11 protein-coding genes are annotated in these 12,319 nt (G+C 71.7%); 7 read left to right on the top strand and 4 right to left on the bottom strand.

Annotated elements, in window-relative coordinates; all coding sequences use genetic code 11:
* Positions 1–186 precede the first annotated feature (186 nt).
* The 3 genes from trmB to mmpL3 all read left to right on the top strand — a co-directional run bounded on the left by trmB (position 187) and on the right by mmpL3 (position 4,504).
* On the top strand, positions 187–882 hold the full coding sequence (gene trmB / locus AWC30_RS15535) for a tRNA (guanosine(46)-N7)-methyltransferase TrmB (RefSeq protein WP_372507140.1): 696 nt from the start codon (positions 187–189) through the stop codon (positions 880–882).
* Positions 861–1,517: an NYN domain-containing protein gene (locus tag AWC30_RS15530; protein WP_085111221.1), complete on the top strand. Its 657-nt coding sequence runs from the start codon at positions 861–863 to the stop codon at positions 1,515–1,517. The genes trmB and AWC30_RS15530 overlap by 22 nt, the downstream gene beginning before the upstream one ends.
* A gap of 68 nt (positions 1,518–1,585) precedes the next feature.
* Positions 1,586–4,504 (top strand): trehalose monomycolate exporter MmpL3, encoded by a 2,919-nt coding sequence (gene mmpL3, locus AWC30_RS15525; RefSeq protein WP_109562098.1) that lies wholly within the window; start codon positions 1,586–1,588, stop codon positions 4,502–4,504.
* 39 nt (positions 4,505–4,543) lie between these two features.
* Here mmpL3 and AWC30_RS15520 read toward each other — a convergent pair whose 3' ends face one another.
* On the bottom strand, positions 4,544–5,680 hold the full coding sequence (locus AWC30_RS15520) for an AI-2E family transporter (protein WP_085111132.1): 1,137 nt from the start codon (positions 5,678–5,680) through the stop codon (positions 4,544–4,546).
* 110 nt (positions 5,681–5,790) lie between these two features.
* Between AWC30_RS15520 and AWC30_RS15515 the strand changes: the two genes are divergently transcribed.
* Positions 5,791–6,177 (top strand): DUF3054 domain-containing protein, encoded by a 387-nt coding sequence (locus AWC30_RS15515; RefSeq protein WP_085111131.1) that lies wholly within the window; start codon positions 5,791–5,793, stop codon positions 6,175–6,177.
* Here AWC30_RS15515 and AWC30_RS15510 read toward each other — a convergent pair.
* The gene (locus AWC30_RS15510) at positions 6,174–6,719 is read right to left on the bottom strand and encodes a hemophore (RefSeq protein WP_085111130.1); all 546 of its coding nucleotides are present in this window, start codon (positions 6,717–6,719) and stop codon (positions 6,174–6,176) included. The genes AWC30_RS15515 and AWC30_RS15510 overlap by 4 nt on opposite strands.
* Positions 6,720–7,088: 369 nt before the next feature.
* Between AWC30_RS15510 and AWC30_RS15505 the strand changes: the two genes are divergently transcribed.
* From AWC30_RS15505 to AWC30_RS15495, 3 genes are read left to right on the top strand one after another with little or no spacing between them, the layout of a single operon-like run.
* On the top strand, positions 7,089–10,031 hold the full coding sequence (locus tag AWC30_RS15505) for an MMPL family transporter (RefSeq protein ID WP_085111129.1): 2,943 nt from the start codon (positions 7,089–7,091) through the stop codon (positions 10,029–10,031).
* 2 nt (positions 10,032–10,033) lie between these two features.
* Positions 10,034–10,528: a transcriptional regulator gene (locus AWC30_RS15500; protein WP_085111128.1), complete on the top strand. Its 495-nt coding sequence runs from the start codon at positions 10,034–10,036 to the stop codon at positions 10,526–10,528.
* Positions 10,529–10,536: 8 nt separating this feature from the next.
* Entirely contained in the window at positions 10,537–10,950 is a 414-nt protein-coding gene (locus AWC30_RS15495; RefSeq protein ID WP_085111127.1) for a CoA-binding protein, read from the top strand.
* A gap of 27 nt (positions 10,951–10,977) precedes the next feature.
* Here AWC30_RS15495 and AWC30_RS15490 read toward each other — a convergent pair whose 3' ends face one another.
* Both AWC30_RS15490 and AWC30_RS15485 read right to left on the bottom strand, forming a co-directional pair.
* The gene (locus AWC30_RS15490) at positions 10,978–11,661 is read right to left on the bottom strand and encodes a hypothetical protein (RefSeq protein ID WP_085111126.1); all 684 of its coding nucleotides are present in this window, start codon (positions 11,659–11,661) and stop codon (positions 10,978–10,980) included.
* A gap of 2 nt (positions 11,662–11,663) precedes the next feature.
* Positions 11,664–12,302 (bottom strand): hypothetical protein, encoded by a 639-nt coding sequence (locus tag AWC30_RS15485; RefSeq protein ID WP_085111125.1) that lies wholly within the window; start codon positions 12,300–12,302, stop codon positions 11,664–11,666.
* Positions 12,303–12,319: the final 17 nt, after the last annotated feature.

Here is a 12,319-nt window from a genome sequence, read left to right as displayed (position 1 = left end):
TCCCCCTCCCTCGCCCCGCCATCGTGGGCGCCCAGCGGACCGATCGCGAGTCACCCAGGCAACTGTTGGGTATCAATCCGGGCCTCCGGGCTGAGCGGGACCGCGGCCATGGGCCACCATGGACGGGTGCATGCGCAAGACGAGGCGGCCCCGCCGCAGTCCGCGGCCCCGCAGCGCGGCGGCGGCATGTTTCCGCGCACCACCAGCTTCCGGTCGCGACGCTCGGCGCTCTCCGACGCCCAGCGCCGGCTCTGGGAGCGGCGCTGGCCCGAACTGGGCACCGAGGTGCGCTCCCCCGACGACACCGGGCCGCCGGCGCCGCTGGACACCGCGGCCTGGTTCGGGCGGCCCGCCCCGCTGGTGCTCGACATCGGCTGCGGCACCGGCAGCGCCACCCTGGCGATGGCGCAGGCCGAACCGGAGCTCGACGTCCTGGCGGTGGAGGTCTACCGGCGCGGGCTGGCGCAGCTGCTCAGCGGCATCGACCGGGCGGGCGTCACCAACATCCGGCTGATCCGCGGCGACGCCGTCGACGTGCTGCACGATCTGCTCACCCCGGGCTGCCTGACCGGCGCACGGGTGTTCTTCCCCGATCCGTGGCCCAAGGCGCGTCACCACAAGCGCCGGCTGCTGCAGCCGGCCACCGTCGCGCTCATCGCCGACCGGCTGCGTCCCGGCGGGGTGCTGCACGCCGCGACCGACCACGCCGACTACGCCGCGCAAATCGCCGAGATCGGCGACGCCGAGCCGCGGCTGCGCCGGGTCGCGCCGGACGCCGCCCTGCCGATCTCGGTGGCCCGGCCGGTCACCAAATACGAGAGCAAGGCCCGCGAGGCGGGCCGGGCGATCACCGAGCTGATCTGGGAGAGGCGACCGGCGTGAGCGACGAACACGAGCCGCAGCGGGTGCTGCTGGTCTGGGATGCGCCCAACCTCGACATGGGCCTGGGCTCCATCCTGGGCCGCCGGCCCACCGGGGCGGAGCGGCCGCGCTTCGATGCGCTGGGCCGCTGGCTGCTGGCCCGCACCGGGGACGTCGCCGCGCAGCGGCCCGGGGACGTCGTCGAACCCGAGGCGACGGTGTTCACCAACATCGCCCCGGGCACCGCCGACGTGGTGCGGCCCTGGGTGGAGGCGCTGCGCAATGTCGGGTTCGCGGTGTTCGCCAAACCCAAACTCGACGAGGACAGCGACGTCGACACCGACATGCTCGAGCACGTCGCGCTGCGCAACGGGCAGGGACTGGCCGCGCTCGTGGTCGCCTCCGCCGACGGCCAGGCCTTCCGGGAACCGCTGGAGGAGATCGCCGCGACCGGCGTCCCGGTCCAGGTGCTGGGATTTCGCGAACATGCCAGTTGGGCGCTAGCCTCGGATACCTTGGAGTTTGTAGACCTGGAGGACATCGCAGGTGTGTTCCGGGAGCCGCTGCCGCGGATCAGCCTCGATTCGCTACCAGAGCAGGGGGCGTGGTTGCAGCCGTTCCGGCCGCTGACTTCACTCCTGTCCTCGCGGGTGTGACAACTGGAGAACCCGGAGGATTGATGAATCCATTGCGCGAATCGGCGCAGAATCAGCAAGGAGTTTAGGTGTTCGCCTGGTGGGGTCGGATCGTCTATCGATACCGGTTCATCGTGATCGGCGTGATGGTCGCGGTGTGCCTCGGCGGCGGTGTGTTCGGGATGAGCCTGGGCGACCACGTCACCCAGAGCGGTTTCTACGACGACGGCAGCGAATCGGTGAAGGCCTCCGTCGTCGGCGACGACACCTACGGCCGGGACCGCACCAGCCACATCGTGGCCGTGTTCGCGCCGCCGGACGGCAAGACCGTCGACGACGCCGCGTGGCGGGACAAGGTCGTCGACGAACTCGACACCTTCGTCAAAGACCACCCCGACCAGGTGCTCGGCTGGGCCGGCTGGCTCAAGGCCCCCGACACCGACAACGAGGTCGTCAAGGGCATGGCCACCGACGACCGCAAGCACACCTTCGTCTCCATCCAGCTCAAGGGCGATGACGACGACGAGATCTTGAACAACTACCGCGCCGAGACCGGCGGCGTCGGGCCGGGCCTGCAGGAACTCAACGGCGGGCGGGTCGAGTTGGCCGGTCTTCAGCCGATCGCCGATGCCCTGACCGGCACCATCGCCACCGACCAGCGCCGCATGGAGGTGCTGGCGCTGCCGCTGGTGGCCGTCGTGCTGTTCTTCGTCTTCGGCGGGGTGGTCGCGGCCGTGCTGCCGGTGCTGGTCGGCGGGTTGTCCATCGCCGGCGCGATGGGCATCCTGCGCGGGGTCGCCATGCTCGGCCCGGTGCATTTCTTCGCCCAACCGGTCGTCTCCCTGATCGGGTTGGGTATCGCGGTGGACTACGGGCTGTTCGTGGTCAGCCGATTCCGGGAGGAGATCGCCGAGGGCTACGACACCGAGGCCGCGGTGCGTCGCACGGTGATCACCGCCGGGCGCACGGTGGTGTTCTCCGCGGTGCTGATCATCGCCTCCGGCGCCAGCCTGCTGCTGCTGCCGCAGGGCTTCGTCAAATCGCTGACCTACGCGCTGATCGCCGCGGTGTCGCTTGCCGCGCTGCTCTCGATCACGTTGTTACCCGCCGTCCTCGGCGTGCTGGGCAGCCACGTCGACGCGCTCGGGGTGCGCACCCTGCTGCGGGTCCCGCTGCTGCGCGACACCCCGTTCCTGCGCCGCATCGTCGACTGGTTCGCCGAGAAGACCCAGAAGACCAAGACCCGCGAGGAGGTCGAGGCCGGGTTCTGGGGCCGGCTGACCAACTTCGTGATGAAGCGCCCGCTGGTGTTCGCGATCCCGATCGTGATCGGGATGATCCTGCTGATCATCCCGCTGGGCAAGCTGACGCTGGGCGGGATGAGCGAGAAGTACCTGCCGCCGGACAACGCGGCCCGGGTGGCCCAAGAGGACTTCGACCACCTGTTCCCGGGCTACCGCACCGAGCAGTTGACCGTGGTCATCCGCAGCACCGACGGCAGCAAGGTCACCGACGCGCAGGTCAACGACATCCGCAGCAAGGTCGGCGCGATCTCCGGGTTCACCGACGAGCACTGGCCGGAGCGGCCCTGTCCCAGCATCGCCGACAACCCGTGCACCGACGGACACCCCGACGATCCGAGCGTGCGGGTGATCCAGAGCGGGCTGGAGAACCGCAACGAGGCCGCGCACAAGATCAAGGAGCTGCGCGCGATCACCCCGCCGAAGGGGCTGACCGTGTGGGTCGGCGGCACCCCCGCGCTCGAGCAGGACAGCATCCACAGCCTGATCGCCAAGGCGCCGCTGATGCTGGTGGTGCTGATCACCACCACGATGCTGCTGATGTTCCTGGCGTTCGGGTCGCTGGTGTTGCCGATCAAGGCGGCCGTGATGAGCGTGCTGACCCTGGGGTCGACGATGGGGATCTTGACCTGGATCTTCGTCGAGGGCCATTTCTCCGGCGTGCTGAACTTCACGCCGACACCGTTGATGGTGGTGATCATCGCCCTTGTCGTGGCGGTCGGCTACGGGCTGGCCACCGACTACGAGGTGTTCCTGGTCTCCCGGATGGTGGAGGCCCGCGAGTCGGGCATGTCGACCACAGAATCGATCCGGATCGGCACCGCGACCACCGGTCGGCTGATCACCGCGGCGGCCCTGGTGCTGGCCGTGGTCGCCGGGTCGTTCGTCTTCTCCGACCTGGTGATGATGAAGTACCTGGCGTTCGGGTTGATGGCGGCGCTGCTGCTCGACGCCACCGTGGTGCGGATGTTCCTGGTGCCGTCGATCATGAAGCTGCTCGGCGACGACTGCTGGTGGGCGCCGCGCTGGATGAAACGCCTGCAGAACCGGATCGGCCTCGGCGAGATCCATCTGCCCGACGAGCGCAAGCGCCCGGTGGTGCGCAGCACGGTCGCCGCCCAGACGGCACTGCCCGCCGCGGTGCCGCCCCGCGCCCCGCACGATCCCACCCGGCCGACGCCGGGCGGTGCGCCGACCCCACGCGCCGGAGGCGCCCCGCCGGCCACCCGGACCGGCCCGGAGGCCCCGGCGACCACCCGGATCCCCGGCTCGGACGCCCCGCCGACCAATCGGATCCCGCGGCGTGCCTCGAGCACCGCGGAGACCGGCAAGCTGCCCACCGAGCCGAAGACCACGAAGCTGCCGGCCAGTCCCCCGCCGGGCGAGCCGCGCCGCCCCGAGGGGGGCGAGCGGGAGATCGAATCCTGGCTCGGTGAGTTGCGCGGTGGGCCGAACGAGCCGCCGCCGTCGGGGGCGCAGACCGAGAAGTTCGCCGCCCCCACCCCACCGCCCGGCGCGGGCAAGACGTCGCCCCCGCCGCCCGGCGCCGACGAGTCCGCGGACGCCACCACCGCGATCCCGACCCAGCCGGAGAGCGACGACCCCAAGACCGAGAAGCTCAATACCCGGTCGGAGAAGGGGCGGGGCCGCCGCGGCCGCGAGGGTCTCAGCGCCCAGGAGCTGCTGCGTCGCGAGGGCCGCTACTGAACCGACGGCGCGGACCGGGGCGTCCGGCCCGCGTCGGGGTCAGACCCGGTCGGGTTCGGCGGTGATCGCCACCGGGGTGTCCTCGTCGGCCAGGTCGTCGCCGTCGGCCACCGCGTCGGCCTCCTCCGCCGGGGCGATCAGCACCCGGATCGCCCGGTCGAAGAACGCGATCACCGGCACCGCCAGCAACGCGCCGACGATGCCGGCCAGCAGCGCTCCGGCGGAGATGCCCAGCACCACCGCCAGCGGGTGGATCGCGACGGCGCGGCCCATCACCAGCGGCTGCAGCACGTGCGACTCCAGCTGGTTGACCCCGATGACCACGCCGAACGCGATCAGCCCGACGATCCAGCCCTTGGCGATCAGCGCGACGATCACGGCGAGGAAGCCGGTGACCACCGCACCGATCAACGGGATGAACGCCCCCAGGAACACCAGCGAGGCCAGCGGCAGCGCCAGCGGCACCCCGAGGATCGCCAGGCCGGTGCCGATGCCGATCGCATCCACCAGCGCCACCAGGAACGTCGCCCGGGTGTAGCCGATCAGCGACCGGAAGCCGGCGATCCCGGCGGTGTGGACCTTCTCCCGCACCGCGGTCGGGAAGATCTTGACCACGAACTGCCAGATGTTCCGGCCGCCGTAGAGGAAGAAGATCATGGTGAACAGCACCACGAACGCGCCGGTGACGATCTCGGTGATGGTGCCCGCGGTGGACAGTGCCCCACTGGTCAGCGCGGACTGGTTGGTCTGCAGCGCCTGGGTGACGGTGTCGCGCAGCTTGTCCATCTGCTCCGCGCTCAGGTGCAGCGGACCGTTGACCAGCCAGGCCCGGCTGGAGTCCACCACCTGGGTCACCTGCACCACCAGGCCGGGAACACCCTCGATGAACTGGCTGATCACGAACGCCAGGATGCCGCTGATCGCGGCCAGGCCGCTGGCCAGCAGCAGGAACACCGCGAGCCCGCGGTGCACCCCGTGCCGGTCCAGCCAATCCACCCCGGGCAGCAGCAACGCCGACAGCAGCAACGCCACCGCCGTCGACACGAAGATCACCTCGAAGATCTTCATCACCCACAGCAGCGCCACGACCGCGCCCAGCAGGATCAGCAGTCGCCAGGCCCAGGCGGCCGCCTGGCGTACCACCGGGTGGACGGAGTCCTCAGCAGCGTTCGACACACCGGTAGCGTAGCCGCCGCCCGGCCACCCGACCGCGGTCGATTCGGCCCGGTTGCCGGTGCGTCCGGGCGGTGTGATGACCTAGACCCGTGACCGGACCCCGATTCCCGATGCGCACCGTCGTGGCGGCCGCCCTGGCCGACGCCGTCGCGGTGGTGGTGTTCTGCACCGCGGGCCGGCGCAGTCATGCCGAGGGGCTGACCGTCGCCGGCATCGCGGGCACGTCGTGGCCGTTTCTGGTCGGCGCCCTGGTGGGCTGGCTGGCGGTGCGGGGGTGGCGGCGTCCACGGGCGATCGTCCCCACCGGGCTGGTGGTCTGGGTGGCCACGGTGGTGGTGGGCATGCTGCTGCGCGCGGTGACCGGACAGGGCGTGGCCGCCGCCTTCTGGGTGGTGGCGACGCTGAGCACCGCTGCCCTCCTGCTGGGCTGGCGGCTCGCCGCAGCGCTGACCAGCCGCAGGCGCGGCGACGGGCGCGCCGAACCGGTCGTGCTCTAGTCGACCGCGGTGGTCGCTGCCGGCGCCGGCGGGGTGACCGCGGCGGCCGGGCCGGGCAGCCGCCCGGTCTTGCCCAGGATGTCGGCGGCGGCCGGCGGCAACTGGCTCGGCAGCTGGCCGGGCAGCTGCCCCGGCAGCTGCTGGTTCTGAGCGGCCTGCATCAGCCCGAGCACCTGCGGCAGGGAGATCGGCAGCCGGCAGCTGGCGGTGATCTCGCTGAGCGGTTCGCTGATCTCGGCCAGGTCGTCGGCGACGGTCGGGTTGGCGTCGAAGTAGTTCTTCAGCGTCATGACCGAGCGCGGTCCGGGGTCCTGCTGCAGCGCCGTGGTGATCACCCGGTCGGTTTCGGGGTTCTTCTCCAGGTACTTGCTGGTGTCGTCGGAGACCTTGCTGACCGTCTTGGCGACCGCGCTGGCCGCGCAGGGGTCCTCGGGTTTCGCCGCCGCCGACGGCGACATCGACACCGCCAGCGCGCCCCCCAGCGCCGCTGCGGCCATCGTCCCGAGCAGCCGCTGCCGCCGGTTCCCCCTGGTCACGGTCATGGAAAGCTCCTTACCTCGCCGACTCCGCCATCCTGCCATCGCGCCGGTGGACCCCGCCAATCGAGCGACGGGCACGCGCATCGCGCCGCCGGGGCGACCTGCCCCGGTGAACGCCGACCGTCGCCCGCCGGCGGGCGGTCGGGGCGCCGACCGGCAGAATGGGCCGAGACCACCGTTCGCATCGATCCGGCGCGGGCGGGCCCGGCCTTCGGGCGGCGACGGTGGATGACTGTGGACGACGACGTTGTCGTGGATTCGGGGCGCCCGTTCGGGGCCACCCGAATAAGGGCGTGAGCCTACCACACGCTGCGGTAGGGTGACGCGACGGAAACGCGGGTCGATGCGGGGGAGACTGAGATTCAGCAGTTGATGATTCACCTCAGCCGCCACCTGCGCCGGTTCCGCTGGGCGGTGTTCATCGGGTGGCTGCTGGCGGTGATCCCCGCGGTGTATCTGGCGTTGACCCAGTCCGGTCAGCTCACCGGAGGCGGTTTCGAGGTGGCCGGCTCGCAGTCGCTGCACGTGCAATATCAGGTCGAGGACCACTACCCCGATCAGGGCGCCTCCCCACTGGCCCTGGTGGCCGCCCCCCGCGCCGCCGCAACCCAGGACGACATGGCCGACGCGGTCGCCGAGTTGGAGCGCGCCGCGGCGACGGTGCCCGCCGTGTCCGTGCAGCGCGACCCGACCCAGCCGCCCCCGCAACCGGACCGGCCCTATGTGCTGATGCTGGAACTGGACTTCGACAACACCGGTGCGGTGGACACCGCCAAGAGATTGCGCCACGAGATCGGGGTGCACGGTGTGGAACCGGGCGAGACCGCCAACGGCCACGTCCGGCTGTACGTGATCGGGCAGGGCGCGCTCGGTGCGGCCGCGGCGGACAAGACCAAGCAGGACATCGCGCAGGCCGAACGCTGGAACCTGCCGGTGGTCCTGATCGTGCTGCTGGCCGTCTTCGGGTCGTTGACCGCGGCGGCGATCCCGCTGGCGCTGGGGATCTGCACCGTGGTCGTCACGATGGGGCTGGTCTACCTGCTGTCGCTGTTCACCACGATGTCGGTGTTCGTCACCTCGACGGTGTCGATGTTCGGTATCGCCCTGGCCATCGACTACTCACTGTTCATCCTGATGCGGTACCGGGAGGAGTTGCGCGCCGGCCGGCAGCCGCAGGAGGCGGTCGACGCCGCGATGGCCACCTCCGGGCTGGCGGTGGTGCTCTCCGGGCTCACCGTCATCGCCTCGGTCTGCGGGATCTACCTGATCAACACCCCGGTGCTGGTGTCGATGGCCACCGGCGCGATCCTCGCGGTCGCGGTGGCGGTGCTCACCGCGGTCACCCTCACCCCGGCGGTGCTGAGCACGTTCGGCCGGGCGGCGGCGCGTCGGGCGGCGCTGCTGCACTGGTCGCGGCGGCCCGAGGTGACCCAGTCGCCGTTCTGGACCCGTTGGGTCGGCTCGGTGATGCGCCGGCCGTGGCTGGCCACCGCGGGTGCGGCCGGCCTGTTGATCATCATGACCGCGCCCGCGTTCACGATGGTGTTGGGCAACAGCATGGTGCGCCAGTTCGACTCCGGCCACGAGATCCGCGGCGGCATGGCCGCCGCGGCCCAGGCGCTCGGGCCCGGGGCGCTCGGCCCGGTGCGGGTGCTGGTCAGCTTCCCCGACGGGTCCGCGTCGTCGCCGGAGCACACCGCCGCCCTCGACGCGGTCACCCAGCGGATCGCGCAGGCGCCGCACATCGCGACGGTGGCGCCGCCGGTCTTCGCCGATGACGGCAACAGCGCCCTGCTCTCGGCGGTGCTCTCGGTGGATCCGGAGAACCTCGGGGCCCGCCGGACGGTGGACTGGCTGCGCGATGAGCTGCCGAGGACTGCGGGCATCGACTCCGCGCAGATCGCGGTGGGAGGGCCGACCGCGCTGATCAAGGACTTCGACGATCGGGTGGCCTGGGCCGAGCCGCTGGTGTTGCTGTTCGTCGCCGCGATCGCGTTCGTGATGCTGCTGCTGGCGATCCAGTCGGTGGTGCTGGCGGCCAAGGGCGTGTTGATGACGATGCTGTCGGTGGGCGCGGCCTACGGCAGCCTGGTGGTGGTGTTCCAGTGGGGGTGGCTGGAACAACTCGGCTTCCCGCGCCTGTCGTCGATCGACAGCACGATCCCACCGCTGGTGCTGGCGATGACGTTCGGGCTGTCGATGGACTACGAGATCTTCCTGCTCACCCGCATCCGGGAGCGGTACCTGGAGTCCGGGCACACCCGCGACGCCGTCGCATACGGGGTGAGCACCAGCGCCCGCACCATCACCAGCGCGGCGCTGATCATGATCGCGGTGTTCGTCGGGTTCGCGTTCGCCGGGATGCCGCTGGTCGCCCAGCTCGGGGTCGCGTGCGCGGTGGCGATCGCCATCGACGCGACCGTGGTGCGGCTGGTGCTGGTCCCGGCGCTGATGGCGGTGTTCGCCCAGTGGAACTGGTGGCTGCCGGGCTGGCTGGCGCGGCTGTTGCCGTCGGTGGACTTCGAGAAACCGCTGCCTGCCGTCGATCTCGGCGATGTGGTGCTGATCCCCGACGACATCTCCGCGCTGGTGGCTCCCGCCGCCGACCTGCGGATGGTGGTGAAGTCCTCGGCCCGGCTGAAGGATCTGGCCCCCGAGGCGATCAGCGTGACCGACCCGCTGGCGTTCAGCGGCTGCCAGCGCGGCGCTGCCGGCGGCCACCGCTCCCCCGCCCTGGCCTCGGTGACCGCCGACACCCGGCTGGCCCGGCGGGTGATCGGCCGCTCCGCCCCGCGCGCGGTGCGTCCGGTGCACCCGGTCACCGTGTGGCGGCACCGGCTGGCGGTCGCCCTGGACGCCCTGGCCACCGAGACCGGGGACGGCGACTTCCGGCGCTGCAGCCCGGTGGAGATCACCAACGTGCAGTTGACCACCGGCGACCGGCTGCAGATCCCGACCGCCGCGGAGACGGTGCGGCTCAAGGGCTACCTGATCATGTCGCGCAACACCCGGCGGGACTTCACCGAGTTCGCCGCGCTGGTCGACACCGTCGACGCCGAAGCGGCGGCGGTGGCACTGGCCGGTTTCGACAGCTATTACCGCTGCCCGTCGGTGCAGCCGAACTGGATCGCCACCCAGTTGGTGCGCCGGTTGGCCGACCCGCAGCCGGCGCCCGATCCGGCGAGCAGCCCGGACCCCGACCCCGGCCCCGACGACGACGGCGGGCCGGGCGCCGCCGCCGACGAGCCGGACTGGGATGATGTGAGGCAGCGCTGTCTGGCGGTGGCGGTGGCGATGCTCGAGGAGGCGAGGTGACGGTGAGCGCGGACCCGCACAGCAAACCTGCCTCCCGTCGGGCCGGCGCACGCGGGTCCTACAACGACCGGCCGGTCGAGTTCTGGCCCACCGCCGCGATCCGCTCCGCGCTGGAGAACGGCGACATCAGCGTCTGGAAGCGCATCGTGGTGGCCCTCAAACGCGACCCGTACGGCCGGACCGCCCGGCAGGTGGAGGAGGTGCTGGCCGGCAGCCGCCCGTACGGGATCTCCAAGGCCCTGTCGGAGGTGCTGGAGCGCACCCGCGCCCATCTGGAGGCCAACGAGCGTGCCGAGGTGGCCCGGCATGTGCAGCTGCTGATCGACCGGTCCGGGCTCGGGCACCCGGAGTTCGCCTCCCGGATCGGGGTGCCCACCGAGGAACTGACCGCCTACCTGGACGCCACCGTCAGCCCGTCGGCATCGCTGATGATCCGGATGCGGCGGCTCTCCGACCGGTTCGTCAAAATGAAAGCGCAACGCCCGACCCAGAATTGAGAGCAGCGATGGCACCCGACGACGCGGCCCTGCGCCGCATCCTGGACCAGACCCGCACGGTCGCGGTGGTCGGCATCTCGGCCAACCCGGCCCGGCCGAGCCACGAGGTGTACACCTACCTGGCCGCCGCGTCCCCGTACCGGTTCTTCCTGGTCAATCCGACGTTCAGCGAGCTGGACGGCGTCCCGGTCTACCCCAGCCTGGCGGCGTTGCCGGCCACCCCCGACCTGGTGGACGTGTTCCGCCGACGCGACCAGCTGCCCGGCGTGCTCACCGAAGCGCTGGCGTTGACGCCGCGGCCCGCGACGCTGTGGCTGCAATCCGGTCTGCGCGACGAGCAGGTGGCCCGCGACGGCGAGGCCGCCGGTCTGCAAGTGGTCATGGACCGCTGCCTGAAGGTCGAGTACGCGCGGCTGGGCTGAGCCCAGCGGAGCTCAGCGGATCGGAGCTCAGCGGATCGGAACGATGTCGAGCACCAGCCAGCGGTCCTGCGGTTTGGTCAGCGCGACCCGCAGCGCCAGCACCCGGCGCTCCGACTGCCGGTCCGCCTCGGTGCGGCTGCTGCGCACCAGCACCACCACGCTGGCCGCGTCCGGGCCGAGCGCCTCGAGCCCCGCGGACACGGTGGCGGCCCGGGTGCTGACCTTGTCCCGCAGCATCTGCTCGGTGACCGCGGCCAGTTCCTTCTTCAGGGCGGCCACCCGCTCGGGGACCATGACGTCCTCGGCCGCGGCGACCGCGGCATCGGGGTCGCTCGGCGAGAACGAGGCGGTGACCTCGGCGATGTCGGTGGCGATGCGCACCACCTGCGTGGAGTCGGCGGCGAACGCGCGGTCGGGCACCGTCCAGCGCTGGTAACCGACCGCGACCGCCGCCACGATCGCCAGCGTCGCCACCCCGGCCACGGCCAGCCGCAGCCCGGGCCGGTCGTCGTCGGTGCCGACGGTGACCGCGTCGCGGCGCCAGAACACCACGTTGATCAGCACGGCCTGTACGATCAGCAGCACCAGTACCGCCGCGGCCGCCACCCACCAACGCGGCCAGCCCAGTTCCGCCCCGATCAGCAACACCGCCCCGATCGCCACCGCGGGCGCGGCCACGTCGAAGGTCGCCACCCGCCAGGCGTTGCGCACGCTCATCGCAGGAACTCCAGCCCGGAGATCATCGGGGTGCCGTCGACGTCGGAGACGTCCAGCCGCAGCATCCAGCGCACCGTCTGCGGCTTGCCCGCGCTGGTGTCGGCGACCGAGGCCGCGACCACCAGCACGGTGTCGGTGCGTCCGACCAGTTCATCGGGCAGCGGCGCACGATCGCGCGGCCTGCCGTCCTCGTCGCGGTGCACCGATTCGATGGCGACCGCCTCGACCTGCCCGACGCTGCGCGCCGCCAGCCGGCGCACCACGTCGCGGTAGGGCTGGATGGCGGAGTCGAACTCGGCGTTGAGGCCGCCAGCGGTCCCGTCCCGCAGCCGTGCCAGGGTCGGCTCGACATTGTCGGTGTCGATGTTGGCCAGCAGGCCGACCCAGTCGGCTGCGGTCTGCAGCACCCGCTCCTGATAGACGCGTTCGGCATGGTCGCCGCGGTGCCCCGACCAGATCAGCGCCGCCAGCACCACCGCTGCCACGGCGAGCACGCCCAGTGCCGCCGAGGCCACGCCGTAGGGCGAGAAGACCCGGTCATCAGCCGGTTCGGCGGCGCCGGCGCCGACCTCGGCGTCGCGGGCGGGTTCGGCGCCGGCGGTGCCGGCCTGCTCGGCCTGCTCGGCGTCGGACATGGCCGTGAGGCTACCGT

It is taken from the genome of Mycolicibacillus trivialis (genome assembly GCF_002102395.1).
GTDB classification, from domain to species: Bacteria; Actinomycetota; Actinomycetes; order Mycobacteriales; family Mycobacteriaceae; genus Mycobacterium; species Mycobacterium triviale.
This window is presented reverse-complemented; position numbering and strand designations above follow the sequence as displayed.

What these genes read in the sequence shown, in the direction of transcription:
- AWC30_RS15510 (WP_085111130.1), bottom strand. Translation starts at nt 6,719, where the DNA reads ATGACCGTGACCAGGGGGAACCGGCGGCAGCGGCTGCTCGGGACGATG.
- trmB (WP_372507140.1), top strand. Translation starts at nt 187, where the DNA reads ATGTTTCCGCGCACCACCAGCTTCCGGTCGCGACGCTCGGCGCTCTCC.
- AWC30_RS15515 (WP_085111131.1), top strand. Translation starts at nt 5,791, where the DNA reads ATGCGCACCGTCGTGGCGGCCGCCCTGGCCGACGCCGTCGCGGTGGTG.
- AWC30_RS15495 (WP_085111127.1), top strand. Translation starts at nt 10,537, where the DNA reads ATGGCACCCGACGACGCGGCCCTGCGCCGCATCCTGGACCAGACCCGC.
- AWC30_RS15485 (WP_085111125.1), bottom strand. Translation starts at nt 12,302, where the DNA reads ATGTCCGACGCCGAGCAGGCCGAGCAGGCCGGCACCGCCGGCGCCGAA.
- AWC30_RS15505 (WP_085111129.1), top strand. Translation starts at nt 7,089, where the DNA reads ATGATTCACCTCAGCCGCCACCTGCGCCGGTTCCGCTGGGCGGTGTTC.